The sequence below is a fragment of the Streptomyces sp. NBC_00353 genome (assembly GCF_036108815.1).
Classification (GTDB): domain Bacteria; phylum Actinomycetota; class Actinomycetes; order Streptomycetales; family Streptomycetaceae; genus Streptomyces.
In genome coordinates, this window is record NZ_CP107985.1 from 6409932 (window position 1) to 6436597 (window position 26666).

The window sequence follows — 26666 nt, forward strand, 5'->3', positions numbered from 1 at the left end:
CCCCGGGGCGCCGGCCGGGCCGGTCCTCGACCGCGGTGCGCGGGCTGCGGGAGAAGCCCGGCGCCGACACGGGAGGGCAAGGGGCGTGTGGGCCACTCCTGAACACTGTAGGCCGGTGAACGGTCATGGCCCAGTCGTTTTTTGACGGTACGTCCAGAACCGGTCACTGTCCGTCGTTCGTGAACGTCCTCGTATGTACGGGCAAGCCGGACACCGGGGTGTGCCAGGATGGATTCGACCGGTCTTGTCCGGCACCCAAGGGGGAGTGGATGTACGGCAATTACACCGGCCGGTTCCGCACGGGGGCGGTGGCCGCGGTCGGCGCGATGGTGCTGCTCGCGGGATGTTCCTCGGCCGGCGACGACGGGGACAAGAACCCCGCCGTGATCGGCCGGCAGCCCACGGGCGGCGACCCGTACTGGGTCAACCCCGACGGGAACGCGGCCCGGCAGGTCGCCGCGTACACCAAGGACGGCAACGACAAGAACGCCGACCTGATCAGGAAGATCGCCCGGCAGCCGGTCGGCGAGTGGATCGGCCCGGACAACCCCGAGGCCGAGACGAAGGGCTTCACCGAGGCGGCCGCGAAGGCCGGCCGGGAGGCGCTGCTGGTCCTCTACAACATCCCGCACCGCGACTGCGACCAGTTCTCGAAGGGCGGCGCCGCCGACGGCAACGCGTACCGCGCCTGGCTGGAGAAGGTCGCCCAGGGCATCGGCGACCGCCGGGCCACGGTGATCCTGGAGCCGGACGCAGTGCTGCACCTGGTCGACGGCTGCACCCCACAGGAGTTCCACGAGGAGCGGTACGACCTCCTCAAGGGCGCCGTCCAGCGGCTGAAGCAACTGCCGGACACCCGCGTCTACATGGACGCGGGCAATGCCGGCTGGCACACGCCCGACGCGCTCTTCCAGCCGATCCGGCGGGCAGGCATCGCGGACGCGGACGGATTCGCGGTCAATGTCTCCAACTTCCAGACCACGGCGGCCAGTACGGATTTCGGCAAGCAGCTGTCGGCGAAGGTCGGCGGCAAGCCGTTCGTGATCGACACCAGCCGCAACGGCAACGGGCCCTACGACGGCGGCGACCCGAAGGAGAACTGGTGCAACCCTCCGGGCCGCGCACTCGGCGAACCGCCGACGACGGACACGGGTGAGGACCTGGTCGACGCGTATCTCTGGGTCAAGCGGCCGGGAGAGTCGGACGGCGCCTGCAAGGGGGGTCCGAAGGCCGGGGCATGGTGGCCGGAGTACGCGCTGGGTCTGGCCCGCAACACGAAGTAGTACCCGGGGGCGTCCGGTGGCCGGTTCTCCGTCCTCGAACTCCCCCTCTGCCTACGGGATCTCCACCCACTTTCCTTCCGACGGCGTCCCCTTCGCGTCCGTGACGAACAGCATGTACCACCCCGAGGGAACCAGCGCCCGGTTCTTCGGCACCGTCACCGAGATGCCCCCCGTCGTCCTCCTCAGCCCCAGCTCCACCGACCGCTGGTCCGTGTCCGTCACATGTGTCACCGCGCTCGGCCGCATCAGCTTCGCCGACGTGATCGTCGACCCCTGTGAGGTCGTGAACGTCCCCGTACCGCCCCGACGCATGTTCTTGGGCCCCGCGGTCAGCTCCGGGCGCGAGTCGCGGTACAGGTACGGCGGGGTGTAGATCTCGATGCGCTGCTCGAAGATGCCGGGGCGGGAGTCCGCCCTGTCGGCGTAGAGCGAGTCGGAGCCGAAGATCATGACGCGGCCGTCGGGGAGCAGTACGGACCCCGAGTGGTAGTTGCGGCCCACCGCCGGGTCCGCGACCCGCTGGTAGCTTTCCGTCTTCGCGTCGTACAGCCGGGCCTGCAGGATGTTCGAGCCGCCGCGCCCCCGGTAGTCGTCGGAGCCGCCGGTGACCAGCACCGAGTCGTCCGGCAGCAGTGACGCGCTCGGATAGCGGGTGCCCTCGTCGAGCGACGCGCCGTTCCTGAATTTCGGGTCGGGGTCCTTGAGGTCGACCAGCCGGGACTTCTCGCTCGACCTCTCCGACTCACCGACCCCGCCGCCGCCGATGACCATGAACTTCTCGTCCTGGGCGGGAGGCAGCCGTACCGTCGCCGATGTCTCCATCTCGTCGGCGTCGCTCAGTCCCGGGATCTTCTTGAACCTGTTGGTCGCCAGGTCCCAGATGCCGGGGTCGCGGCCGATGTCGGCGGGTCCGTATCCGGCGTTCGAGCCGGAGTAGAAGAGCTTGCCGTCGTCCAGGAGGAAGACCGCGGGGTACGTGGGGAACTTCCGGACGATGCCGGTGTACGCCCACTTCCTGGTCTTCGGGTCGTAGATCTCGTCCTTGCCGGGCACGATCTGCCCGATCTCGTCCAGCCCGGACAGGGCGAGGACCTTGCCGTCCTCCAGCGTGGTCAGCGTCGGATACCAGCGTGCCTCGTTCATCGGGTCGACGGTGACGTACTTCTCCGCCACCGGGTCGAATTCGTACGCCTCCCGGATGCCCTGGAAATCCTTCTTGTCGAGGGCGAGCTTCTGGGCGATCCCGTACACGTTCCGGGTGTCGGAGCCGGAGAGGCCGGAGATCCGGTAGTTGTCCTGGGTGCCCGTCTCGTACTCCGTGCCGGCCTGCTGGGACTCGACGTAGATCCGGCCGAGCCCGGGGTCGTTGCGCAGGAAAGCGCCGGTCCGTTTGTCGAAGACCTTGGTGGCCTTCTCCACCAGTACCGGGTCCTTGGAGACGAACGTCTTCCCGTTCCCCTTGCCGGTGAACCGGGTGCCCGCGGGCAGGGTGATCGGCTCGTCCGGGTTCTCGTTGTGGACGATCATCAGGCCGCCGGCCTTGGTGACATCGCCCTCGAGCTTCTCGTACCGCTTCGTGCCGCCGGCTATCAGCAGCTTGCCGTCAGGCAGTTGGGTGTGACCGGAGCAGAACATGTCCTTGGGCGTGGGTATGTTCTTGAACGTGTTGGCCCCGGGGTCCCACAGCACGGACCGGAAGCTCTTCGCGTCGAAGTTCTTCTGGTTGTTGCCGGAGCCCGCGACGAGCAGCACCTTGCCGGTGTGCAGCAGGGCGGCGTGGATCGTATTGATCCGGAACTCGGACGGCACGTCCAGGAAGTCCCAGTGTCCGTTGGCGGCCTTGTACTCCGGTCTGTTGATCGTGTACGCGTGGTAGCGCTCGCTGCCGAAGCGGTACAGCCACGGCCCGTTCGCTCCCGAGAGCGCCAGAACCACCGCCGTAGTGATCGCCATGCGGCGGGTACGGCGGCTCGGGCGGTACTTCATCGTTTACGTCCCCCAAGGGCGATCTGCATGGTCTGGTCGTCGGCGAGCCGGCCGGGCCGCTCCTGCGGGAAGTGCGCCGGATGCGGGGCCGGTGCGCCGCCCCGCTTCTTCTTGTCCGCGCGGACGGTGTACCGCCAGCCGAGGATCGGCGCCGCCGTGATCAGCAGGGCCAGCGCGGCCCAGGTCAGCATCGCCGGATGGCTGTGGCCGAGAGCGAAGGACGCGGTGATGGAACCGCCGAACACCAGCATGAAGAAGAGGTGGATGCGGAAGGTGCCGAACAGCGTGTCCGGGCTGGACGAGTCGCCCTTGGGCGTCACCACGAACGAGCTCTTGCGGCGCAGCACGGCATCCATCAGGGAACGTGCGTAGATCGGGGCGGAGAGCGCGGACATCATCATGCCCGCCAGGCCGCCGGAGCCCTCGGGCTCGTGCGGCGAGACGTTGTGCCGCCGGTTCCAGATGTACAGACCGATCTGGAGCGCCGAGGCGTTGCCGTACAGCATCATCCAGACGACCGGGTCGATCTGCACACCCGAGGCGCCCATGCCCAGGAACAGCGCGCAACTGAGCGCAGCCAGGATCCAGTTCAGGGCCGACATCGGATAGAAAATGATCATCATCGTGTAGTTGAAGAGCTTGCCGAAGGGGAGCGTCCCGATCCCTCTCCAGTACTGCTTGATGATCGTTTCGTACGTCCCCCGTGACCAGCGCAGCTGCTGGGTGAAGAAGTCCGTCCACGCGGTCGGGCCCTCGCCGACGGCCAGCACGTCCGGGGTGTACACCGAGCGCCAGTACCGGCCGGTGCGCGGGTTGCGGGCGCGGTGCATCTCGAAGCCGGTCGCCATGTCCTCGGTGATCGAGTCGTACAGGCCGCCGATCTGCTGGAGGGCCGATATCCGGACGGCGTTGCTGGTGCCGACGAACATCGGGGCGCCGTAGCGGTTGCCCGCGCGCTGGATCAGCGCGTGGAAGAGGAACTGCTGGGACTCGGCGGCCTTCGTGACGAACGTGTCGTAGTTGCCGTAGACCTGCGGGCCGATGACGAAGCCGACGTCCGGGTCGCGGAAGTAGCCGAGCATCCGCTCCAGGTAGTTGGGCAGCGGTACGTGATCGGTGTCGACCGAGGCGAAGAAGTCGTACGCGCCGCCGTGCGCGTCGAGCCAGGCGTTGTAGTTGCCGTGCTTGGTCTTCGCGCGGTGCGCGCCCTTGGCCTGGTTCCAGTGCGGGACGCCCTTGCGGGAGAAGTGGTGCACCCCGAGGCGGGCACAGACCTCCTTCACCGCGGGGTCGTCGCCCTCGTCGAGCAGCCAGACGTGCATCGGCCCGCGATGCCGGATGCGGACCGCGGCTTCGAGGGTCTTCGTCACCATCTCCAGGGGCTCCTTGCCCGGGACGAAGGACGTGAGGAAGGCGACCCTGGTGCCGGACTCCGGCACGACCGGGACCGGGTCGCGCGCGACCAGCGTCGCGTGCGCGTTCGACAGGACATTCATCGTGCGGAAGAGCTCGATCAGACCGATCGAGACGAGCATGACGATGTCGAGGATCAGAAGCGTGTCGTTCTTGACGTTCGGGTCGCGCTGGGTCCAGTGCTCGGGCTGCATCAGCCAGGCGAACAGGCCGAGCGAGACGAGCGGTGCGGCGCCGAGCAGGAGCGCCGCGCGGATTCTGTGCGGCTCCTGCGAGAGCAGCGAGCGGTACTGCACGGTGTAGGGCTTGTCCGGATCGGGCTGGGTCAGTGGCCCGGCGAGCCGGCTGTAGTGCTCGTAGTCGTAACGCGGCAGCGCCTTCTTCGGGTGGCGCCGCTGTACCCCGGTACGCAGCTGCGGGGGTATCCGCAGCTGCGTGGTCCGGGAGGAGTGGTCGTTGTTCTGCCCGGCGCCAGTCGGCGTCGACGTCATGGGTCATCCCCCTGCACGCACTGGTCACTGCGTGATCGGTCGGTCGTCTCGTCCGCGGCGAATCCCCCTCGACCGCCGCGGGCGCATCGCTGGTGGGCCACCTTCCCCTGAGGAGTGGGATGGCGCCCTGCCGGTTGCAGGATGCCCCTCGGCATCCGTCCATGAGCGGGACCCCCACCCCGCGGTACGGCAACCGGAACTTCCCCCGTGCTGTCCCAACTGCGCGTGTCATCGGCTCGGTTGAAGCCGATGACCCCATGACAGGTTGTATGACCCAGGTCGTTATCGCAAGGGTGAAACGGGCGGTTAACCGGCCATATGTGCGATTTGGGTGACTCTTGCGGAGGGGCGCACGGAGGCGTAAGGGCTCCGCGTACACGAACAAGACCCCCTCACGCTCGGTGAGGGGGTCTTGACTCTGCGTGCGCCGCCAGGGACTCGAACCCCGGACCCGCTGATTAAGAGTCAGCTGCTCTAACCAACTGAGCTAGCGGCGCCTGCTGACCTGGAGAACTCTACCCGACCTCCAGGGGTGCCTCTGACCATTTCCTGTCGATCACGGCCTGTCGGATGGTCGTTTTTTCACTTCTATCCGTCAAAATGCAATATGTCCGGTGGGTTGAAACGCTGACGCCCGTGCAGGTGTGCCCAAAGATCTTGAGAGTGCGGAGAGGATTCGCATGACCGTGCCGGCCTTCGAGGAGTACGTGCCCGCCGTCGACTGCACCTGCGCGGGTTGTGCCGCCCAGCGCCGGGCCGCCGCCAGGGCTCTGCCGACGCGGTACGGAGGACACCCTGCGGCGCATGGGGCGCGGCGCGCGCTGGTCATGGTCACGGCGGCCGGCGTGGTGCTCGGCAGCGGCGCGGCCGAGGCGGCGAGCGCGGCGACCGGGCACCCCGCCGGAAGCGCCGGGGCCGCGGGGTCCGTCGCATCTGCCCGGGCGGACCCGACGCCGACCCCGGCCGACCCGGAACAGGCCGACCCAAGTGACCCTGGCGACCCGGATCCGGCCGACCTGGCCGATCCGGGCGATCCGGCTGACCTGGCCGATCCGGAGGATTCGGAGGATTCGGATTCGGACGACTCGGAATCCGGCAGTCCACAGGGTGTCCCCGGCCCACTGCGGGGGAGCGGGGCCGCGGGGCCGCCATCGTCCACGGGCTCGGCACCGGAGACGCCGAAGACCACACGGACGGACATCATCAACCGGGCGAAGAAGTGGGTCAGCCAGCAGGTCCCGTACAGCATGGCGAAGTACTGGTCCGACGGTTACCGGCAGGACTGCTCCGGCTATGTGTCGATGGCCTGGAAGCTGAGGAGCAACGAGTGGACCGGCAGTCTCGCCAAATTCGGCACCAAGATCGCCCGCGAGGAACTGCAGCCCGGCGACATCCTGCTCTTCCACAACAAGGCCAACCCGACGAACGGCTCGCACGTCACGATCTTCGGCGGCTGGACCGACTACACGCACAGCCACTATTCGGCGTACGAGCAGACGCCCTCGCACACGCGTAAGCGGACGACGCCCATGGCGTACTGGAGTCACTCCGGCAGCTACATCCCGTACCGCTACAAAGGGCTGCCCACCAAGACCGGCAGCAGCAGTTCGAAGGCGCTGTCGGCGTTCCCGGGCCGGGACTATTTCCGGCCGGGTCAGTCCAACAGCCATGTCGACAAGCTCGGCAGACAGTTGGTGAGGAAGGGATACGGCAAGCACTACGCAAAGGGCCCCGGCCCCCGGTGGACGGAGGAGGACCGGCGCAATGTCGAGGCCTTCCAGCGGGCGCAGGGCTGGCGGGGCACAGAGGCCGACGGCTACCCCGGCCCGGAGACCTGGCAACGACTTTTCGCGTGACAGAACGGAAATGACGGAGGCGGGAAATGAGATCCACGGTGTCGGACAGCTCCGGAGGTCCGGAGAAAAAGAACGGGATGGAAGGAGAGCCGGTGAACGGCGGCGAGGAAATGAGGGCCGGATGGGGCCCTGGCGCGAGTGCCGACGCAGAGTCCCGCACGGGTGCCGAGCCGGGCAACGGGACGGAATCCGTCCTCGACCTGGTGCTCGACCCGGTCCCGGGCGAAGCCAAGGACTCCACCTTCGGTGCGGCCTCGGCGTCGGTATCCGTACCGGCTTCGGATCCCGCGCCGGCTTCGGTGTCTGCCACGGTTTCGGATCCCGTGCCGGCTGTCGAGACCGGGACCGCATGGCCGCTGCCCGAATCCGTCGGAGCCGAGCCGGTGTCCGGCCCCGTGCTCGATGCCGGACTCGGCCCCGTGGCCGCCGGCCTGGTGTCGGTTGAGGCCGAGGGCGGAGACGTGCCGGTTTCGGATCCCGTGCTCGATGCCGCGCCCGACGCCGCACTCGGCCCCGTGGCCGCCGGCCTGGTGTCGGTTGAGGCCGAGGGCGGAGACGTGCCGGATTCGGTGTCTGCCACGACTTCGGATCCCGTGCCGGCTGCCGAGGCCGGGGCCGCATGGCCGCCGCCCGGACCCGTCGGAGTCGAGCCGGTGTCCGACACCATGCTCGAAGCCTTGCTCGATGCCGCACCCGGCGCCGTGCCGGCTTCGGTGTCTGCCCCGGTTTCGGTTTCGGTGTCTGCTCCGGTTTCGGACCCCGTGCCGGTTTCGGTGTCTGCCACGGTTTCGGACCCCGTGCCGGGTGTCGAGGTCAGGGCCGTATGGCCCCCGGAATCCGTCGGAGTCGAGCCGGTGACCGACCCCGCACCCGCTGACCTGCTCGACACCGCGCCCTACACCGTGCCCGAGGGCGTGCCTGACGCCATGCTCGATGCCGTGCCCGACACCGTGCCCGAGACAGTGTCCGACGCTTTGCTCGATGCCGCACCCGCCGCCCTGACGTCCGTTGGAGCGGAGGCCGCGGGCGACGGTGCGGACGGCGACGGCGATGCCCGGTTGGAGACCGGGCGGCAGCAGGCCGCCGGCGTCAAGGAGCTCACCGAGGCCGTCCCCGTGCACGTCCTCGTCCGTGACGACCCCGCCAAGTCCCCCGCCGATCCGGCGCGGCAGGACGGCGGCGGGGGGAAGGCGACGGGTGTACGGCGGGCGCCCGTGGCCCGCAGGGGGCAGGTGCAGGCCCCCACCCGTCCCGCTCCGGCCGGGGATCCGTACCTGACCGAGAAGCCGGGGCCCGCACTGCCCGGATGGATCGCGGTGCTCGCCGGGCTGGTCGGGGTCATCGGCGGTGGCGCCGTGCTGTGGTGGGCCGGTGCGGTGCCGCGTGGCGTGCTTGCGCGGGTCGGGATCGATGTGCGCCCGTACGACGGGATCGGCCCCGGGGCCTGTGCGGAGCTCTTCCTGTTGCTGATCCTGGTGCTCGTCGCGCTCAGCGGTCTGGGCCGCGGGCGGGTCGGGAGCGCGTGGGTGCTGACGCTCTTCGGTGAGTACCGGGGTAGCGTGCGCCGGACCGGGCTCGTCTGGACCAGTCCGCTGCTGCTGCGTCGCCACGTCGACGTACGGCTTCGGCACTGGCGCAGCGAACCGCTGCCCGCTGTGGACGCGAACGGTACGGCGCTGCGCGTCGTCGTCCTCGTCGTGTGGCGGATCAAGGACACGGTGCGGGCGACGTTCGGGGTGACGGACCACGAGGACTATCTGCGCGAGCAGGTCGTGTCGGCGATTGCGCGCGTCCTCTCGCAGCTGCCCGCCGACGCCTTCCACGAGGACGCGCACACCCTGCGCAACGCGGAGGCGGTCGGTGACGCGCTGACCCTGACGCTGAAGGCGGAATGCGAGCCGGTGGGCATCGACGTGTACTCCGCACAGCCGACCGGTATCGAGTACGCGCCGGAGGTCGCCGCTTCCATGCAGCGCCGACGGATCGCCGCCATCGACGCCCAACACCGCGACAGCGTGCTGACTTCCGTGGTTGACGCGGTGGACGACACGGTCAGCCGGCTGACCGCGCGAGGCCTCGTGACGCTCGACGACTACGAACGGAAGGCGCTGGTCAAGGACCTGACGGTGGCCTTCTACACCGGACGCACCAGTGGGGAAGGTTCCTGATCGCGCCGTCGTACTGCCTCCGTGGGGAACCGGAATCCCACTCCCATTGGTCTGGACATGTTCATGCCCTGTCAATAATCTAAGGCTTGGTCTAGACCGCACCATCACGCGCGCAGCAGTGCTCATGGAACCTCCCCCACGTTCTTGAGGAGCGACAGCAATGCGTAAACGGGCAAGCGCGGCCGTCATAGGCCTCGCCATCGCGGGCGTCTCGATGTTCGCGACGAGCAGCGCAGGCAGTCACGGCTACACCGACAACCCCATCAGTCGCCAGAAGCTCTGCGCCAACGGCACCGTCACCGGCTGCGGTGCCATCCAGTACGAGCCGCAGAGCGTCGAGGCTCCCAAGGGCTTCCCGGCGGCGGGTCCGGCCGACGGCAAGATCTGCTCCGGCGCCCACGACAACTTCGCCGCACTGGACGACCCGCGCGGCGGCAACTGGCCCGCCACCAAGGTCACCGCGGGTCAGGGCTTCAGCTTCCGCTGGCAGTTCACCGCCCGCCACGCCACAACCGACTTCCGTTACTACATCACCAAGAACGGCTGGGACCCCACCAAGCCGCTCACCAGGGCGGCGCTGGAGTCGCAGCCGTTCATGACCGTGCCGTACGGCGGTCAGCAGCCCCCGGCCACCCTGACCCAGCAGGGCACCATCCCCACCCAGAAGACCGGGCGGCACATCATCCTGAGCGTCTGGAACATAGCGGACACCGGCAACGCGTTCTACGCGTGCTCCGATGTTCAGTTCTGACGCCTAGTCAGTTACCGTGCGGCGCCATGGGGAGCGCAGGCACCGTCGCGGAGTTCGTACAGCGCCAATGGGGCGACCACCGGCCCGGGTTGAGGCACGAGGACACCGTCCTCAGCCACCACCAGGTAGCCGCCGGCGCTGCTGCACGGGCGGCGCTCCTGGTGGATCTGCTGCCGGCGGGCAGCGAACCGCACCTGGGGGTGCTGCTCGACAACACCCCCGAATTCCCCATGTGGTTGAGCGCGGCGGCCCTGGCCGGGGCCGCCGTTGCGGGCATCAACCCGACCCGGCGCGGCGCCGAGCTGGCCCGCGACATCATGCACACCGACTGCAGGGTCCTGGTCACCGAACGCGCGCACCTGCCGTTGCTCGACGGGCTCGATCTGCCGGGCGTACGGGTGCTGGTCACCGACACCGACGCGTACGCCGAGCTGCTCGCCGGCTACGCGGGGGCCGAACCGGGCGAGGCGGTGCTCGGGGAGGTCCGGTCCGCCACCCGCATGTTGCTCTACTTCACCTCCGGGTCGACCGGTGCGCCCAAGGCCGCGATCTGCACCCAGGGGCGGCTGGCTGCGGCCGGGCAGTCGCTGGTCGACCACTTCGGGGTCCGGCGCGACGACGTCCACTACGTCTGCATGCCGATGTTCCACGGCAACGCCGTGATCGCCGACTGGGCCCCCGCACTGGCCGGCGGCGCCTCGGTCGCCCTGCGCCGCCGCTTCTCGGCCTCCGGCTTTCTCGACGACGTACGGGCGTACGGCGCCACGTACTTCACCTATGTCGGCCGCGCCGTGCAGTACCTGCTGGCCACCCCCGAGCGCCCCGACGACCGTGACCATCCGCTGCGACTCGGCTTCGGCACCGAGGCGGGTGCCGTGGACGCGGCAAGGTTCCGGGAGCGGTTCGGGGTGCGGCTGGTGGAGGGGTACGGATCCTCCGAGGGCGGCGCGGCGATCCAGCGGACCCCGGACACCCCGGCGGGTGCCATCGGGCGGGCCTCCGCCCGGGACGATCTCGCCGTCGTCGACCCCGAGACCGGCGAGGAGCGCGTCGCCGCGGTCTTCGACGAGGGCGGACGACTGGTCAACGGCGCCGAGGCCATAGGGGAGTTGGTCAACCGGGGCCGTACCCCCTTCGAGGGCTACTGGCGCAACGCGGAGGCGGACGCGGCGCGGGTGCGCGGCGGCTGGTACTGGACCGGGGACCTGTTCTTCCGCGACCCCGACGGCTTCCTCTACTTCGCGGGCCGCACGGACGACCGGCTGCGCGTCGACAGCGAGAACCTGGCGGCCGCGATGATCGAGAACATCCTGGCCCGCTGGGGGGACGCGGCGGCCGTCGCGGTGTACGCGGTGCCGGACCCGGTGGCCGGCGACCAGGTGATGGCGGCGCTGGCACTGCGTGAGGGGGCGGCGTTCGACCCGGCCGCCTTCGCCGCGTTCCTGGCGGCCCAGCCGGATCTGGGGACGAAGATGGCGCCCCGCTTCGTGCGGATCGTCCCGGCGATGCCGGTCACGGCGACGAACAAGGTGCACCGGGTCGCGCTCCGCCGCGAGGGCTTCCGGAGCACGGACCCGGTGTGGTGGAACGGGGTGGGCGGTGGTGGGTACGGCCCGTTGGGGGGCGAGGAACTGGCCGGCCTGCTCGCCGAGTACGAGGCGCATGGACGCACCGCCCTCCTGCCCTCGGTCTCCCTCATGGCCTGAAGGGCATGGGAGGGGCCCCTCGACGGGCCCGAAACTCGAACCCGTCCGGCGAACGAGGACGGACAAGGTGACGTGGACGGCCCCTCAGTGCGTCGGGGCCAGTTGCTTCCGGGCCCCACTGCTGCGCCGCAGAAGTGCCACGGCGAGCGCCGCTCCCGCCAGCAGAATCAGCGATCCCGCCACCGACGCGTACTGCATGCTGTGCACGAACGCCTCCCGGCCCGCCGAGATCAGCGACGCGTCCCCCGTGGCCAGCGCCCCCGGCAGGGTCTTGCGGGCGGCCTCCGGTGCGGAGTCCGGCAGGTCCGCTCCGTACACCGCGGTGGCCACCGCGCCCAGCAGCGCCATGCCCATCGCGCCGCCGAACTCCTGACCCGTCTCCAGCAGCGACGCGGCCGAACCGGCCTTCTCCGGCGGGGCGGTCGCCAGCGCCAGGTCCGAGACGAGCGCCATGACGGTGACGATGCCCGAGCTCATCACGGCCGAGCCGATGAGCAGCAGCCACAGCGAGTCCGTGTCGGACAGGGCCAGCAGAGCGAATCCGGCGGCGGCGATGACGAATCCGGCGGAGATGACCTGCATACGGTCGATCCGCTGGGCGATCGCCGTGGCCGTCGGCGCCGCGGCTCCCACCGCCAGCGACGGGGCCAGGCTCCACAGGGCGGCCTCCATCGTGGACATGCCGAGCACCGACTGGAGGTACTGGGTGGTGAAGAAGGCGGAGCCCATCATCGCGAAGGCGGCGAGGGAGTTGAGGCCGATTCCGGCGGCGAAGCCCTTCCCGCGGAACAGTTCCCGGCTGATCATCGCATCGTCACGGACGCGCTGGCGGCGGACGAAGACCCAGCCGACGAGCAGGCCGACGGCGATGAGCAGGGCGTTGCGCGCGTCGAGACTGTGGGCGGCGCTCTCCTTGACGCCGTAGACGACGGGGAGCACGGCGCCCATCGACAGCGGCACGCTCCACAGGTCGAACCGCCCCGGGTTCGGGTCCTTGAACTCCGGGACCAGCACCGGCACCAGAACCAGCAGCAGCACCATCGCCGGCACATTGATCAGGAAGACCGAGCCCCACCAGAAGTGCTGCAGCATGAACCCGCTGAGCACCGAGCCGAGTGCGATCCCGCCCGCCATGGCGCCGGACCAGATGCCGACCGCGGTGCTGCGCTGCTGCTCGTTGCGGAACATGTTCCGTACGAGCCCCATCGTCGACGGCATCAGCGTCGCTCCGCCGATCCCGAGCAGCGCGCGCGCCGCGATCAGCATCTCGGGGCCGGTGGCGTATGCCGCGCCGACGGACGCGGTGCTGAAGGCGACTGCCCCGACGAGCAGCAGCTTGCGGCGGCCGATCCGGTCGCCGAGCGAGCCCATCGTGATGAGCAGGCCGGACAGGGCGAAGCCGTACACGTCGAAGATCCAGAGCTGCTGGGTGGCGCTCGGGGCGAGGTCCCGGTCGATGGACGGGATCGCGAAGAAGAGGACGGAGACGTCCATCGAGACAAGGAGGAGGGGGAGCAGGAGGACCACGAAGGCGGTCCACTCCTTGCGGCCGGCGAGGTCACTGCGATCAGTGGTGGTGCTCGTCGCGTTCGTCATGCCAGGAAATATACGAGCGTTTAAAACAAGTGTCTAGTACGGACGTGTAACACGTTTGTATGGAACGACGGGCAGCAAAAAACGCAGTGGGCGGTCTACGTACAAGTACGTAGACCGCCCACTGCGTTGTCTGTGCGCCGCCAGGGACTCGAACCCCGGACCCGCTGATTAAGAGTCAGCTGCTCTAACCAACTGAGCTAGCGGCGCCTGCTGACTCGAAAATAATACCTGGTCCCGGGAGGTGCTGATGACACGCGCCCGCGACGGGCCCGCGGGGACATCCGGCCTGACCGGACGGCCCCTAGTGGCTGGGGAGTGACACGCGGGCGGTGGGCCCGCCGCCGGGGTTGGGGGTCAAGGTCGGGTCGCCGTGGTGGGCGCGGACGATACCGGCGACGAGGCCGAGGCCGTGCCCGCGGCGAGCGGGGTCCTTCTCGGCCAGGCGTCCGCTGCCGCGCAGGAACGGTTCGGTGAGGTGGTCGACCGTGTCGGGCAGGAGGGGTCCGGTGTTGGTGACGGTCAGGACGGCGCGGCCAGGGTCTGCCGGGTCGGGGTCGGTGCTCAGGGTGAGCGATCCGCCGGTGGCCAGGTTGTGCCGCAGGGCGTTGTGGAGCAGGTTCAGGGTGAGCCGGCGGAGCAGTACGCCGTCGCCGGTGGCCGGGGCCGGGTGGATGTCGGTGGAGAGGGCGATGCCCCGTGTCCAGGCTTCCTCGCGGACGAGATCAAGGGCTGCGCACCGCCCCCGAGCTCCCCCAACTCCCGGAACTCGCCGGTCGCAGCCCCCAGCAGCCCTCAGAGTGCCAGTGACAGCAGGACCGGAGCGGCCCGCCGGTTCAGGGTGTCCGCTGCCGAGCGCAGCCGGTGCGCATCCTCGACCGGCAGGGAGAGTGCCAGGCAGCCGGCCGATGAGCCCGCCGTCAGCGGGACGGCCGCGCAGACCGTCCCCACCGCGTACTCCTGGAGGTCGAGCACCGGGACCGTCGCCGGCTGGCTGTCCAGCTTGGAGAAGAGGACCTTCTCGCTGGTGATGGTCCGCGAGGTGAGCCGGGCGATCTTGTGGCGCGAGATGTGGTCGCGGCGGCCGTTCTGGTCGAGCTGGGTCAGCAGGCACTTGCCGATCGCGCTGGCGTGCGCGGCGGACCGGAAGTCGACCCACTCGTTGACCGCGGGCGTGCGCGGACCGTCGGCGTACTGGGTGACCCGGATCTCGCCGTCGACGTACCGGCTGATGTACACCGCGGCGCCGACGGAGTCGCGCAGCTGGTCCAGTGTCTGCTGGAGCTTCGTCTCCAGGGCCTGCCTGCGGCCGGTGCCGGAGCCGAGCAGCAGGAGCGAGGCGCCGATCACATAGGCGCCGTCGGTGATCTGCTCGACATAGCCCTCGCGGCGCAGCATCAGCAGCAGCGGGGCGAGATGCCCGGCCGGCAGCCCCGTCTCGCGGGAGATCTGGGCGTCCAGAACGCCGTTGCCGTGCTTGGAGACCGTTTCGAGAACACGAAGGGCGTACTGCACCGAGTGGAACGGTGCGGTCGGTTCGGGCTTCAACGCCACGGTTTCCCCCTACCAGGTTGTGACCGCAAGACCAGGTTGTAACCGCAAGCTTCCGCACCACGATAGCCGCCAAATGGCTTTTGAGGGGGGCCTGTTGACGACTTGCCGAGGCGCCCCGGCGCTGCCAGCTGGGGTGCACCCGTCTGGCATATGCCAAAGTCATGAGCAGCCGATGGAGGGCGAGGTCACAGCACCGCGTCGAGGAACTCGCGCGTACGTTCGTGTTCGGGATCGGTGAAGATTTTTTCCGGCGAACCTGCCTCCACCACCCGCCCGGCGTCGAACATCAGCACCTTCTCCGAGACGTCCCGGGCGAAATTCATCTCGTGGGTCACGCAGAGCATCGTGATGTCGGTGTTCCGCGCGATGTCGCCCAGCAGGTCCAGCACGCCCGCCACCAGCTCCGGGTCGAGTGCGGACGTCACCTCGTCCAGCAGCAGGATCTCCGGCTGCATCGCCAGCGCGCGGGCGATCGCCACCCGTTGCTGCTGGCCGCCGGAGAGCTGGGAAGGGTGTGCGTCGACCTTTTCCGAGAGCCCCACCAGATCGAGCAGCTCGCGGGCGTGGGTCTCCGCCTCGTCACGGTCCATGCCCAGCACGCTGACCGGTGCCTCGGTGATGTTCTGCAGCACCTTCATATGGGGAAAGAGGTTGAACTGCTGGAAGACCATGCCGATCTTCCTCCGGGCCTCGCGCAGATGCTTCTCGGTCGCCGGCCTCAGCGAGCCGTCGGGAGCCCTGACGTGGGACAGCGGGTCGCCGTCCACCCAGATCACTCCGTCGCTGACCTTCTCGAGCGTCATCAGCAGCCGCAGGATGGTGGTCTTGCCCGAGCCGCTGGGTCCGATCAGCGTGACGTGTTCGCCGCGCCGCACCGAGAAGTCCAGCCCGTCGAGGACGACATGGTCGCCGTACCGCTTCACGACGTTGTCGAAGCGGACCAGCGGATGGGCGGTCTGCGACGTGGCAGGGACCGGGACAATGTCCACGGGGGCCGCGGCCGCCGCCTTCTGCAGGGGGAGAGGTTCAGTGGCCAAGGCGCTTCTCCAGCTTTCTCATCAGCAGCGAGGTGGGGTAGCTCGCGACCAGGAAGACCAGTCCGGCGAGCGTGAATGCCTCGGTGTAGGCGAAGTGGTCGGCGCCGTACTTACGGGCCTCGAAGACCATTTCCTGCACCGTGATCACGGCGAGGAACGGGGTCTCCTTGAACATCGAGATCGCGTAGTTGCCGAGGGCGGGCAGCACATTGCGCACCGCCTGCGGCAGGATCACGGCCTGCCAGGTCCGCCGCGGGGTGAGCGAGAGCGCCCGGCAGGCCTCCCACTGGCCCTTCGGCACACCGTCGATCCCGGCGCGGTACACCTCAGCGGTGTACGCGGCGTAGTGCACGCCCAGCACCGCAATGCCGATCGTCAGCGGCTCCACCGAGGTGAACAGGGCCGCTGCGCCGACCAGTTGGACGAGCAGCGGGGTGGACCGGATGAATTCCGTCACGATCCGTACCGGCACGGTCACGAACCTGCTCGGGGCCCGTCCGGCGACCGCGACGGCGAGCCCGAGTACCGCGGCGACGAGCGTGCCGAGCACGGTCGCGAGCAGCGTGACCCGGAAACCTTCGAGCACCAGGGGAAGTGCGTCCCGGGCGGCGTTCCAGTCGAAGCCGTTCACCGGGCACCTCCGGCCGCAGAGGCGACCGCCTCCGTGGCGCTGCGGCTGCGCAGCAGCGAGCCCGCACCGGTCGGCAGACCCAGCCTTCGCTTGGCGCTCCGCTCCAGCAGATTCATCAGCAGGGTCAGCGCGTAGGCCAGGACGAAGTAGGCGACCAGCAGGGTCAGGTACGCGGTGAGCGTCTCACCGGTTCGGTCGCGCAGCTGCTGGATCACGGTCATCAGGTCGGCCGCGGAGATCAGCCACAGCAGCGGGGTGCACTTCAGCAGCTGGATCAGCAGATTGGTGAAGGACGGGATCATCTGCACCCAGGCCTGCGGAATGATCACCTTCCGCATCCGGTACAGCGGCGTCATGTTCAGCGCGACGGCCGCCTCGTACTGGGCACGGGGTACGGAGCTGATCGCACCGCGCACCACCTCGGAGCCGTACGCGCCGTAGTTGAGGCCGAAGGCGACGACGCCGCAGAGCAGCGGCGTGAGTTCGTACCCCGTCAGCGGCGGCATGGCGTAGTAGAGCCAGAACAGCTGGATGTAGAGCGACGTGCCGCGGAAGAACTCCACGACCACGCGTGACACGCCGCGCGTCACCAGCAGCCGGCTGACCGACATCAGACCGAGGACGAAGGACAGGAGCAGGGCGAGCAGCGCCCCCAGGACGGTCGCCTGAAGGGTCACCCACAACCCCGAGCGCAGCTGCGGCAGATCGTCGACGAAGGCGGAGAGGAAATCACTCATGCGTGGGGTCCGTCCCTGTCAGCCCTTGCACAGATCGGCCGTCTTCAGGGTCGTCGGTGGCAGCTCGGTGGCTCCGAAGCCGTACTCCTGGAGCAGGCCGACATAACGCGACCTGTCGGAGACGATCTTCTTCAGCTCGCGGTTGAAGGCGTCCCGCAGATCCTCGTTGCCCTTGCGGAAGACGGCGCCGCCGGGGCTGTACTGCCGCTTGCCGTCGAGCTCCGGCAGAAAGGCCTCGGTGACCTCGGTGCCGGGGTTGGTCCTCGCCAGCCAGCGCAGCGAGATTCCGGTGAGCAGGAACGCGTCGATCCGGCCGCCCTTGACCGCGTCGGCGCCGTCCTGCGGCTTCTGCAGCGACTTGATCCTGTCCTTGGAGATGCCGGCCCCCTCGGCGTACGACGCCTCGACGGCACCCGACATCACACCGACGACGACCCCGGCGGCCTTCGCCGATGCCAGGTCGGTGACCTTCTTCGGGTTGCCCTTCTTTACCATCAGCGCGGTGGGCGAGATGAACTCGGGCTCGGAGAAGATCGCGTTGGCGCAGCGCTCGGGCGTGATCGCCATGCCGGCGCTGACCACGTCGTACTTGCCTGCCTGCAGCCCGGGGATCAGGCCGTCCCACTCGGAGAGGGTGGGCTTCAGTTCGTCGACGCCGAGCGCCTTGAATATCTCCCGATGCAGGGTGGGCGCCTCGCCCTTGAGCTGCTTGCCCTCCATGTAGCCGTACGGGGCCTCATTGGCGTACGCGACCCGGACGAACCCCTGCTTGCGGAGCGCCTCCAGTGCCCCCGCACCGTCCGCGGAACCGGCGTCGGTCTTGCTGCACGCGGAGAGCAGAACGGGCACGACGAGCAGACCACCTACGGCCGCCGATCGGTTGAGAAAGCCCCGACGGGACAGGTTCGGGAAGTCAGCCATGGTTCGCAGTCTCCTGGAGGGGTCGAACAGTCCGGACAGGTTCAGCGCCTGCCCGATCCCGTGCGCCTATGCAGGAAGAGGGTGCATGTAATCGAACGGTGGCCGGTGCGTGACCTTCCCGTGTCTTCATGTGGGCGGAGCGCGACGGCCGGTGCGCAGCGTGTATTCCCGGGGGTGGAACGGCCGATGACCGACCGTCATGGGACGATGTCCGTCATGGGCGGATGAAGTGGTCATCGAGCCGGACCGGTTGGGGTCACTCGCTCCGGTCCCGGCCGGGGACGTACCCGAGCCGCTTGTCGACCACGTTCGGCAAGGGCTTCCCGGCCGCCCAGAGTTCGTACATCTCCACGAACTGCTCACCCAGCCGGTCCCGCCAGCCGACGGTGTCGCCGCTCATGTGCGGGGACACGATCAGCCCCGGTACGTCCCACAGCGCGCTCCCCGGATCCAGCGGCTCATGCGCGAACACATCGAGGGCCGCGCCCGCGATCCACCGCCTGCGCAGCGCGTCGGCCAGATCCTCCTCGACGACCATCGGACCGCGCCCGACATTGATGAAGCGGGCCGACGGCTGCATCAGCCCGAAGAACCGCGCGTCGAACATCCCGCGCGTGCGCTCCGTCAGCGGCGCCGCGCAGATCACCCAGTCGGCGAGCGCCGCCAGCCGGTCCAGATCCTCGGCACCATGGATACTGCGGCGTGCGGTACGCCCGACGAGCGCCACCTGGACCCCCAGCGCCATCAGCAGCCGGGTGATCTCCCGGCCGATCGGCCCGGCCCCGACCACCACCGCGCGGGCGCCCGCGACCTGCTGCGATTCGCGGTGACGCCACCGCCGCTGCCGCTGCAGCTCCAGCGTGCCGGGGACGTCCTTGGCGAACGCCAGCACCAGGCTCAGCACATATTCGGCGATCGGCCGCTCGAAGACGCCCCGGGCATTGGTCAGCACGGTGTCGGACGCGGCCAGCTCCGGGCAGAGCAGCCGGTCCACGCCCGCGCTCGCCGTATGCACCCAGCGGGGCCGCGGCCCGTCGCCCGGCCAGGCGGCGCGTACCGCGTCGGAGGTGAAGTCCCACACCAGCAGAGCATCGGCGTGCGGCAGTTGCCCGGCGAGGCCGGCCTCGTCCGTGTACCGGATCCGGACCCGTCCGGTCAGCCGGCCGAGACGCGGCGAAGGGTCGCTGTCCAGGACGAGCAGGGTGGGCTCTGGCATGAGAGACGGTGGCTCCGCTGTGTCTGAGATGTGCGGATTGACCACGCTCGCACCCCGGCCCGGCTCCGTCAACGGGAATGTGGGCGGCGGCTGCCGAGGGGAATACTGGGCAGAGGGGGGCAGTAGCGGCAGTACACCGGTCCAGCAGTGCAGGAGGGTGGACATGACGACCGTCGGATTCCTCTATCCGGGTCACTTCGCGGAGGACGAGTTCCCACGGATGGAGGTCATCCTCGACACCACCATCAGGTTGGTGGTGAACCGCACCGAACCCGGCGAGGACGACCGGCGCCCCGAGACCCTGCGAGAGCTGGGAGAGCCCGAACGCCTCGCCGCCGGCATCGAGGAGCTGCGGCGCGCCGGCGTGGAGTCGGTGGTCTGGGCCAGCACCGGCGGGAGCTTCGTGTACGGCTGGGAGGGTGCCCATGGGCAGACCACCGCCCTGGCCCGGGCGGCGGGACTGCCCGCCTCCAGTGCGTCACTCGGCTTCGTCCAGGCGGTACGGGCGCTGGGCGCCGCCCGCGTCGCGGTCGCCGCGACCTACCCCGAGGAGATCGCCCGGCTCTTCAGCGAGTTCCTGGGCGCCGCGGGCATCGACGTGATCGCCACACACAGCGGCGGCGTCACCTCCGCAGCCGAGGCCGCCGCGTGGGGTCCGGACCGTCTGAAGGAGCTCGCCGTCGCAGCGGACCGCCCGGACGCGGACGCCGTACTGCTGCCGGACACCGCCCTGCACACCGCCGCGCACATCCGGGACCTGGAAGAACTCCTTGCGAAGCCGGTTCTCACCGCGAACCAGGTGACGGTGTTCGAGGCGCTGCGACTGGCCCGCCGCCGTACCTGGGCGCCGCAGCTGGGCACGCTCTTCGCCACCCGGGAGGCGCCACCGGCCCCGGTGGGGGTGTGACCGGCCCGGCGTGACCGGCCGGGGAATAAGCGGAGACAACCTCCTGTTAGGCATCCCGGACGTACGCGTCCGGACGCCAGCGCATCACCGGAGAGGCCTTCACGTGGACAACAACCGAGGCGACGACATTCGCGGCCGGGCCGAGGGAACGGCCCCCGTGCCGCTCTCGGTGCTCGACCTGGTGAGCGTGGGCCAGGGCCGCACCGCGACCCAGGCGCTCCGCACCAGCGTGGACATCGCGCAACTGGCCGAACGCCGCGGCTTCCACCGCCTCTGGGTCGCCGAACACCACTCCATGCCCGGCGTCGCCTCGTCGTCCCCGGCCGTGATCCTCGCCCATCTTGCCGCGCACACCGAGCGGCTCCGGCTCGGCTCCGGCGGGGTGATGCTGCCCAACCACGCTCCGCTCGTCATCGCCGAACAGTTCGGCACCCTGGAGGCCATGGCTCCCGGCCGTATCGACCTGGGCCTGGGCCGCGCGCCCGGCACGGACGGCGCGACCGCCGCCGCCCTGCGCCGCACCGACCGGCTGAACGAGGGCGCCGACGACTTCCCGCAGCAGCTTGCCGAGCTGACCCGGTTCCTGGACGACGACTTCCCCGACGGTCACCCGTACGCCCGCATCCACGCGGTCCCGGGCCCGGTACAGGGCCCCACCGGCCGCCCGCCGATCTGGCTGCTCGGCTCCTCCGGCTTCAGTGCGAGGCTGGCCGGCGTCCTCGGCCTGCCGTTCGCCTTCGCCCACCACTTCTCGGCGCAGAACACGATCCCGGCGCTCGACCTGTACCGGGAGTCGTTCAAGCCTTCCGCGGTGCTCGACGCCCCGTACGCCCTGATCGGCGTCTCGGCGCTGGCCGCCGACGAGGAGCGCGAGGCCCGGCGCCAGGTGCTGACCGGTGCGCTGTCGATGGTCCGCCTGCGCACCGGCCGGCCCGGTCTGATCCCGACCCCCGAGGAGGCGGAGGCGTACGCCTTCACCCCGATGGAGCGCGAGTTCGTCGACGGCTGGCTCGGCAACGTCATCCACGGAACGGCGGACGAGGTCCGCTCCGGGCTGGACGACCTGGCCAAGCGGACCGGTGCGGACGAGTTGATGATCACTGCCAATGCGCATGGGGGTGGGGCGCGGGTTCGGAGCTATGAGCTGATCGCGGATGCGTATGGGCTGCGTGGCTGAGGGGTGTGCGGGTTCGTCGGCGTGACCGTTTCTGTCCTCAAGCGCCGGACGGGCTGATGGATGCCCTCAATCGCCGGGCGGGCTTGATTTTGCCGGGCGGGTTGGGTGTGCCGGGGCGGGCTCGGGCGCGCCGGGCGGGATCGGGTCGGTGGCAGGCCGCTTCAGCGTTGCAGGGGTCTGGTGCCGATCAGTTCCGCGATGCGTTCCGGGGCCACCGCTCGTGAGTAGAGCCAGCCCTGGCCGGTGTCGCAGCCGATCCGGCGCAGTCGCTCCGCCTGGCCCGCGGTCTCCACGCACTCCGCGGTGACCGTCAGCCCCAGCCGGTGCGCCAGCTGCACCATCGCCTCGACGATCGTCTCGTCGGCGGGGCTGGGGTGCGCGCCGTCGTCGTAACGGAAGCCGCGTACGAACGAGCCGTCCAGCTTCAGTACGGACACCGGCAGCCGACTCAGATAGGCGAGGTTCGAGTAGCCGGTCCCGAAGTCGTCGATGGCGATCCGGACGCCCATGTCGCTGAGCGCCTGGAGCGCCTCCAGCGGGCGGCCCGCCGAGCCCATCACCGCGGACTCGGTCAGTTCGAGCTGCAGCAGTCCGGGTGCCAGGCCGGTCTCGGCGAGGATCTCCGCGACATCCGTCACCAGGTCCGAGTCCCAGACCTGCCGCACGGCGACATTGACGCTGATGAACAGCGGCGGCTCGGTCGGATGGTCCAGCTGCCAGCGCCGGGCCTGGCGGCACGCCGACTGCAGCACCCACCGGCCGAGCTGGACGATCGAGCCGTCCTCCTCGGCGATCGCGACGAACCGATTCGGCGAGAGCATGCCGAACTGCGGGTGGTTCCAGCGGACCAGGGCCTCCACCCCGCGCACGACTCCGTCGGCCATCCCGACCAGCGGCTGGTACTCGATGGTGAACTCGCCGCGCTCGACAGCCGGCCGCAGCGTGGACGAGAGAGCCTGCCGGGTCATCCGGTGAGCGTTGCGCTCGGGGTCGAAGAGCGTCCAACGGGCCTTCCCGTCCGCCTTCGCCCAGTACAGCGTGGTGTCGGCGGCCTGCATGAGACCGGTCGCCGAGGTGCCGGCCACGGCCCGCTCCACCACGCCGATCGACGCCGATACGGCCAGCCGCTGCCCGGCCAGGTCGAACGGCTTCTGCAGGGCGGTGAGCACCGCGCGGGCGAGATCGGTGAGCTGCTGCGCACCCGCGGACTCCTCGACGAGGATGGCGAACTCGTCGCCGCCGAGGCGCGCCACGAGTGAGGCGCCGGTGCGGTGCTGGTTCTCCTGTTCGGCGCAGTCGGTGAGTCTGGCGGCGACGGCGGCGAGCAGCCGGTCGCCGATCCGGTGGCCCATCGTGTCGTTGACGGCCTTGAACCCGTCGAGGTCGAGGTAGCAGAGCCCGATCCGGCCGTGCCGCCGGGGACCGTCCTGGTCCGGCGGAGTCACCAGGGCGGCCGAGAGGCGTTCGAAGAACAGGGTCCGGTTGGGCAGCCGGGTCACCGGGTCGTGCATCTGGAGGTGGCGCAGCCGCTTCTGCAGCTCGCGCCGGTCGCTGATGTCGGCGACGGAGAGCAGTACGGGACAGGAACCGGGGGAGGAACCGGGTGGCGTCTGCGGCATCGGCGCGACGGTGATCTCGGCCCACAGCGAGCGCCCGTCGGGGTGCTTGAGCCTGCGCGTGCAGCGGAACCGGGAGCGCCGGCCGCGCAGCACCTCGCGGTACGCATGCCAGGTGCGGCCGTCCGACGAGACGTCGAGCAGATCGGACGCGGACTGCGTCGTCAGCGTCACGGGGTCGGCGCCGAGCAGCGCGCCGAGGGCGTCGTTGGCGGTGAGGATCAGGCCTTCGTGGTCGACGACGGCCATCGGAAGGGTGGCGGCCCGGAAGACGGCCCGGTAGTCGGCGCCGCGGCCGACCGGCCCGGACCCACCGATGCCGTCAGCGGTCCCGCCTGCGAGGCCGTCTCCGGCCCTGTCCGCGGTCCCGTCCGCGGCACCGTTTCCGGCCCGCGCCGACGCGGGATCCGTATGACGCTCCGTGACCGGCGGTCGCGCGGTAGGGGGCGCTGCGCCTGCCGGGGGCCTCGGCCCTTCGGAGGTTTCGCTCACCGCTCGCTCCCGCCGTGCAGTTCTGTCCTGAACAGATGTGGTCGGACTGGGCCCGCCGCGTGGAGTGCCGTTGTCGGGGCGGAAACCACGCAGGAAAGCGTGGTGAAGCATAGAGGTTGTCGTCCGGCCCGTTCCAGCTCGCCGCCCGTTCCGGGCCCGCGGATCGCCCCGCATGGGCCATTCGCGCGCCGATCCGGTTTGCCCAGGACTGATTGTTTCTGCGCGGCTCTGTTCTCTCCAGTCGATCTTGGGTCCGTCTCGCGCAGTTGCGGTGATCGATTATGACTGTCCGTGAAAAGGCACCGGGTGGCGGCCTGTTTACCCGAGTGGGGTAGCACAACAGGGCGTATACCACCAAACCGGCACAGTCTGGATGGCGAGTCCCGCATCCCGCACCCGGAGGTCGATGTGCCGCGTAAGCGCAGACTCGCGGGAGTGGAGAGGCCGAGTCCGCGTGGCGTACTGGCAGGGCTGATCGCGCTCCTGGCGCTCGCCGCCATCTCTCTTGTCGCCGGTCCGGCGGTGGCCGTCACCGGGGCGGCCGGCCCGTGCGCCCTGCCCCGGACCGAGGTGCACCACTCGCTGGGAGTGGGTGACTGGAACGACGCCTACCCGCGCCCGGACCACACGCTCGACGCGGTCATGATCTTCCTCTCCTTCACGGACGCCCGCCCCGTCACCACCCCCGCCGAGCTCGCTGCCGACTACTTCCCCGCCACCACCCAGTTCTTCCAGCGCGCCTCGTACGGGAAGTTCACCCTGCGCCCGCACCCGCAGCGGCATTGGATCCGGATGCCCAGGAGCTCCACCGCGTACGGGATAAAGCGCGACTGGGACGACGGCCGGCGCAGCGAGTATCTGCGTGACGCGATTGCCGTAGCCGACGACCAGGTCGACTTCTCGAAGTACGACATCGTCTATCTGGTCGCCGACCCGGACGCCCCCGGCGTCGACTCCGATGCCACCAAGGTCGTCAACTTCGACCGGCCGCTGCACGCCGACGGCACGGACATCAGACGTGTCGTCACCGTTTTCGAACAGCACCCGCCGGACCGGAACGTGCTGGCCCACGAGACCGGGCACGTCTTCGACCTGCCGGACCTCTATCACCGGCCGACGGACGGCAAGGGTGACTGGGACACGTATGTCGGCGACTGGGACGTGATGGGCAGCCAGTTCGGCCTCGCGCCGGATCTGTTCGGCTGGCAGAAGTGGAAGCTGGGCTGGCTGGACCGCGGGCAGGTGGCGTGCATCCAGCGCAAGCAGGACATCACCCTGGAGTCGATGGCCGCCGTCCCGGCACGCGGTGCGTCCCTCGGGACGCGGCTCGCGGTGATCAGGACCGGGGTGGGCGGCGTGGTGGCGATGGAGGCCCGCAGCGCCACCGGCAACGACCGGACGACCTGCAGCGAAGGGGTGCTGATCTACCGGGTCCGCAACGGGACGTCGTCCGGCGGCGGGCCCATCCAGGTCATCGACACCCACCCCCACACCGACGCCTGCTGGGACCTGTCGGTCTACCCGCCGCTCGCGGACGCCCCGCTGCGGGTCGGTGAGACGTACACCATTCCCGGTGAGCACACCAGGGTCGAGGTCGCGGACCGGACGCCGTCGGGGGCCTGGACGGTCAGGATCACCACCGGCACGTGAGCAGGATCACCGCCGGCGCGTGAGCAACCGGTCCCGCGGTGAAACGAAAACGAAGAAGCCCCCCGCTTGTGCGAGGGGCTTCTTCCGTCTGTGCGCCGCCAGGGACTCGAACCCCGGACCCGCTGATTAAGAGTCAGCTGCTCTAACCAACTGAGCTAGCGGCGCCTGCTGACGTCGTAGACCTTAGCACCCTGATCGGCGGGAGGAAAAATCGAAATCCGGGCCGTCGACGCGGGCGCCGAGCGGGTCACGCGTACACAGGCCCAGAGCAGTACGTCGGGGCCCGGCAGCCATGGGCTACGGGTGTCGGGAGCGACCACCCATCGGGGCCCGGGCGAGGTGGAACCGCAGGCCAGAGGCGGGACGGTCACCGCGTCGCCGGTGCCGTGACAGAGCAGCGGCGGGAACCTGTTCTCCTGGTCGTCCGGCCCTCCGGGCGCCTGCGGGTCGTGCTCCGTCACCGGCTCGGGGCGGCTGCCCCACTCCTCCCAGTCGAGCAGCGACGGCAGCCGCTGGGCGGTCCCGGGCGCGGCGAACAGCAGCATCCGCCCGCGGTGTGAGGCGACCGGCCCCGAGCCGGGCCCGTCGGCCCACAGGTGCTCCAGCATGCGCCGCCCGAAGAGCGCGGGCACATTGACCACATCGAACGCGGAGCCGCACGGCAGCACACCGGGCGAGCCGGGGTGGGCCTGCCACTGGGCGAGCGTGGAGCGCGGATAGGCCGTGGCGCCGGCGAGCCAGGCGGCGCCCGCAGCGGTGACCTGCGCGGTCTGATGCCCGGCTTGATTCCCGGGCTGGGGTCCGGCCTGGGTTCCGGTCCGGTCCCCGGTCTGGTCCCGCAGGGCGGCGAAGATGTCGACGCTGTGCTGGGACCCGGTGCCGGGGTACAGGGTCGATTGGTCTGGCAGCCATGCAGTCATGTGCACTGGTCTACCGGGAGTGACGGTCCGGATTCCAAGAGTTGCCGGAAATCGGGACAGGGTGGTGGGGGGAGGAGTATCTTGCCCGCGGGCATATGCCAGCGGGCTGTACCCGGAGTCAGCTCCGGGCAAGGGCCGGACGCTCCGGCGTCACGGTCTGGCGCCGCCCAGCAGGCTCCGGCCGAATTCGACCATCTTCTTCGCGTAGTCCTCGGTCCACTCCGCGCGCTCCGCGATGTCCGCAGTGGTCAGCCGGTCGAACCGGCGCGGGTCGGCCAGCTGGGCAGCGGCGATCGCCTGGAACTCGACCGCGCGATCGGTCGCGGCGCGGAATGCCAGGGTCAGCTCGGTGGCGCGGTCCAGCATCTCCTTCGGGTCGTCCATCGACTCCAGGTCGAAGAAGTGCTCGGGATCGGCGACCGCCGCCGACGGCTCGAAGAGCAGGGGCGCGGGGCGCAGCCGCTGCCGCTCGTTCCGCTCGGGTTGTGCCATGTGGTGTTCCTCCTTCGGTGGGCCCGACGGCCACCCTCTATTGTCCAACCCGCCGCAAGTGCGCTTCGG

21 protein-coding genes and 3 tRNA genes are annotated in these 26666 nt (G+C 69.8%); 8 read left to right on the forward strand and 16 right to left on the reverse strand.

The annotated features are described in order from the left end of the window. Positions 1 to 269 precede the first annotated feature (269 nt). A complete protein-coding gene (locus OHA88_RS28945) occupies positions 270 to 1283 on the forward strand; it encodes a glycoside hydrolase family 6 protein (protein ID WP_328627655.1) in 1014 nt (337 codons plus the stop codon). A 51-nt stretch (positions 1284 to 1334) separates the two neighbouring features. On the opposite strand, the gene OHA88_RS28950 is transcribed toward OHA88_RS28945, so the two are convergent. The 3 genes from OHA88_RS28950 to OHA88_RS28960 form a co-directional block, all read right to left on the reverse strand. Continuing rightward, the gene (locus OHA88_RS28950; protein WP_328627656.1) at positions 1335 to 3269 is read right to left on the reverse strand and encodes a kelch motif-containing protein; all 1935 of its coding nucleotides are present in this window, start codon (positions 3267 to 3269) and stop codon (positions 1335 to 1337) included. Then, positions 3266 to 5173 (reverse strand): glycosyltransferase family 2 protein, encoded by a 1908-nt coding sequence (locus tag OHA88_RS28955; RefSeq protein WP_328627657.1) that lies wholly within the window; start codon positions 5171 to 5173, stop codon positions 3266 to 3268. The genes OHA88_RS28950 and OHA88_RS28955 overlap by 4 nt, the downstream gene beginning before the upstream one ends. Before the next feature lie 423 nt (positions 5174 to 5596). Next, positions 5597 to 5670: transfer RNA gene (locus OHA88_RS28960), tRNA-Lys, on the reverse strand. Between the two features lie 183 nt (positions 5671 to 5853). On the opposite strand from OHA88_RS28960, the gene OHA88_RS28965 reads away from it, so the two are divergent. From OHA88_RS28965 to OHA88_RS28980, 4 genes are all read left to right on the forward strand, one after another. Next, positions 5854 to 7029 carry a peptidoglycan-binding protein gene (locus OHA88_RS28965; RefSeq protein ID WP_328627658.1) on the forward strand — a complete coding sequence of 392 codons (1176 nt, stop codon included), beginning with the start codon at positions 5854 to 5856 and terminating at the stop codon, positions 7027 to 7029. Between the two features lie 92 nt (positions 7030 to 7121). Further along, entirely contained in the window at positions 7122 to 9197 is a 2076-nt protein-coding gene (locus OHA88_RS28970; RefSeq protein WP_328627659.1) for an SPFH domain-containing protein, read from the forward strand. Positions 9198 to 9357: 160 nt separating this feature from the next. Further along, a complete protein-coding gene (locus OHA88_RS28975) occupies positions 9358 to 9948 on the forward strand; it encodes a lytic polysaccharide monooxygenase auxiliary activity family 9 protein (RefSeq protein ID WP_267005002.1) in 591 nt (196 codons plus the stop codon). 26 nt (positions 9949 to 9974) lie between these two features. Further along, complete coding sequence (locus tag OHA88_RS28980; protein WP_328627660.1) at positions 9975 to 11654, forward strand: AMP-binding protein; 1680 nt, start codon at positions 9975 to 9977, stop codon at positions 11652 to 11654. 84 nt (positions 11655 to 11738) lie between these two features. On the opposite strand, the gene OHA88_RS28985 is transcribed toward OHA88_RS28980, so the two are convergent. The 9 genes from OHA88_RS28985 to OHA88_RS29020 all read right to left on the reverse strand — a co-directional run bounded on the left by OHA88_RS28985 (position 11739) and on the right by OHA88_RS29020 (position 19343). Beyond that, positions 11739 to 13250, reverse strand: a complete 1512-nt coding sequence (locus tag OHA88_RS28985; RefSeq protein ID WP_328627661.1) for an MFS transporter — start codon at positions 13248 to 13250, stop codon at positions 11739 to 11741. Between the two features lie 133 nt (positions 13251 to 13383). Further along, positions 13384 to 13457, reverse strand: a tRNA-Lys gene (locus OHA88_RS28990). 94 nt (positions 13458 to 13551) lie between these two features. Beyond that, positions 13552 to 14157: a sensor histidine kinase gene (locus OHA88_RS44690; RefSeq protein WP_443044383.1), complete on the reverse strand. Its 606-nt coding sequence runs from the start codon at positions 14155 to 14157 to the stop codon at positions 13552 to 13554. Further along, positions 14043 to 14801 (reverse strand): IclR family transcriptional regulator, encoded by a 759-nt coding sequence (locus OHA88_RS28995; RefSeq protein ID WP_328627662.1) that lies wholly within the window; start codon positions 14799 to 14801, stop codon positions 14043 to 14045. The genes OHA88_RS44690 and OHA88_RS28995 overlap by 115 nt, the downstream gene beginning before the upstream one ends. Before the next feature lie 185 nt (positions 14802 to 14986). After that, positions 14987 to 15838 carry an ectoine/hydroxyectoine ABC transporter ATP-binding protein EhuA gene (gene ehuA, locus OHA88_RS29000; RefSeq protein WP_326814424.1) on the reverse strand — a complete coding sequence of 284 codons (852 nt, stop codon included), beginning with the start codon at positions 15836 to 15838 and terminating at the stop codon, positions 14987 to 14989. Continuing rightward, on the reverse strand, positions 15828 to 16469 hold the full coding sequence (gene ehuD, locus OHA88_RS29005) for an ectoine/hydroxyectoine ABC transporter permease subunit EhuD (protein WP_328627663.1): 642 nt from the start codon (positions 16467 to 16469) through the stop codon (positions 15828 to 15830). The genes ehuA and ehuD overlap by 11 nt, the downstream gene beginning before the upstream one ends. Next, positions 16466 to 17206, reverse strand: a complete 741-nt coding sequence (gene ehuC, locus OHA88_RS29010) for an ectoine/hydroxyectoine ABC transporter permease subunit EhuC (RefSeq protein WP_328627664.1) — start codon at positions 17204 to 17206, stop codon at positions 16466 to 16468. Before ehuC ends, ehuD begins: the two co-directional genes overlap by 4 nt. 18 nt (positions 17207 to 17224) lie before the next feature. Then, on the reverse strand, positions 17225 to 18127 hold the full coding sequence (gene ehuB / locus OHA88_RS29015; protein WP_328627665.1) for an ectoine/hydroxyectoine ABC transporter substrate-binding protein EhuB: 903 nt from the start codon (positions 18125 to 18127) through the stop codon (positions 17225 to 17227). 256 nt (positions 18128 to 18383) lie between these two features. After that, the gene (locus OHA88_RS29020; RefSeq protein WP_328627666.1) at positions 18384 to 19343 is read right to left on the reverse strand and encodes a D-2-hydroxyacid dehydrogenase; all 960 of its coding nucleotides are present in this window, start codon (positions 19341 to 19343) and stop codon (positions 18384 to 18386) included. Between the two features lie 163 nt (positions 19344 to 19506). On the opposite strand from OHA88_RS29020, the gene OHA88_RS29025 reads away from it, so the two are divergent. Then, positions 19507 to 20250: a maleate cis-trans isomerase family protein gene (locus tag OHA88_RS29025; protein WP_328627667.1), complete on the forward strand. Its 744-nt coding sequence runs from the start codon at positions 19507 to 19509 to the stop codon at positions 20248 to 20250. 103 nt (positions 20251 to 20353) lie between these two features. Then, positions 20354 to 21427, forward strand: a complete 1074-nt coding sequence (locus OHA88_RS29030) for an LLM class flavin-dependent oxidoreductase (protein WP_313937433.1) — start codon at positions 20354 to 20356, stop codon at positions 21425 to 21427. Between the two features lie 161 nt (positions 21428 to 21588). Here the strand turns inward: OHA88_RS29030 and OHA88_RS29035 are convergent, their stop codons facing one another. Then, positions 21589 to 23535: a putative bifunctional diguanylate cyclase/phosphodiesterase gene (locus tag OHA88_RS29035; RefSeq protein WP_328627668.1), complete on the reverse strand. Its 1947-nt coding sequence runs from the start codon at positions 23533 to 23535 to the stop codon at positions 21589 to 21591. 435 nt (positions 23536 to 23970) lie between these two features. Here OHA88_RS29035 and OHA88_RS29040 point away from each other — a divergent pair, with 435 nt between their 5' ends. After that, positions 23971 to 25185, forward strand: a complete 1215-nt coding sequence (locus OHA88_RS29040) for a M6 family metalloprotease domain-containing protein (RefSeq protein ID WP_328627669.1) — start codon at positions 23971 to 23973, stop codon at positions 25183 to 25185. A 91-nt stretch (positions 25186 to 25276) separates the two neighbouring features. Here the strand turns inward: OHA88_RS29040 and OHA88_RS29045 are convergent. The 3 genes from OHA88_RS29045 to OHA88_RS29055 all read right to left on the reverse strand — a co-directional run bounded on the left by OHA88_RS29045 (position 25277) and on the right by OHA88_RS29055 (position 26597). Beyond that, a tRNA-Lys gene (locus OHA88_RS29045) sits at positions 25277 to 25350 on the reverse strand. Beyond that, a complete protein-coding gene (locus OHA88_RS29050) occupies positions 25341 to 26105 on the reverse strand; it encodes a bifunctional DNA primase/polymerase (protein ID WP_328627670.1) in 765 nt (254 codons plus the stop codon). Before OHA88_RS29050 ends, OHA88_RS29045 begins: the two co-directional genes overlap by 10 nt. Positions 26106 to 26255: 150 nt before the next feature. Continuing rightward, positions 26256 to 26597 carry a hypothetical protein gene (locus OHA88_RS29055; protein WP_030970908.1) on the reverse strand — a complete coding sequence of 114 codons (342 nt, stop codon included), beginning with the start codon at positions 26595 to 26597 and terminating at the stop codon, positions 26256 to 26258. Positions 26598 to 26666 lie beyond the last annotated feature (69 nt).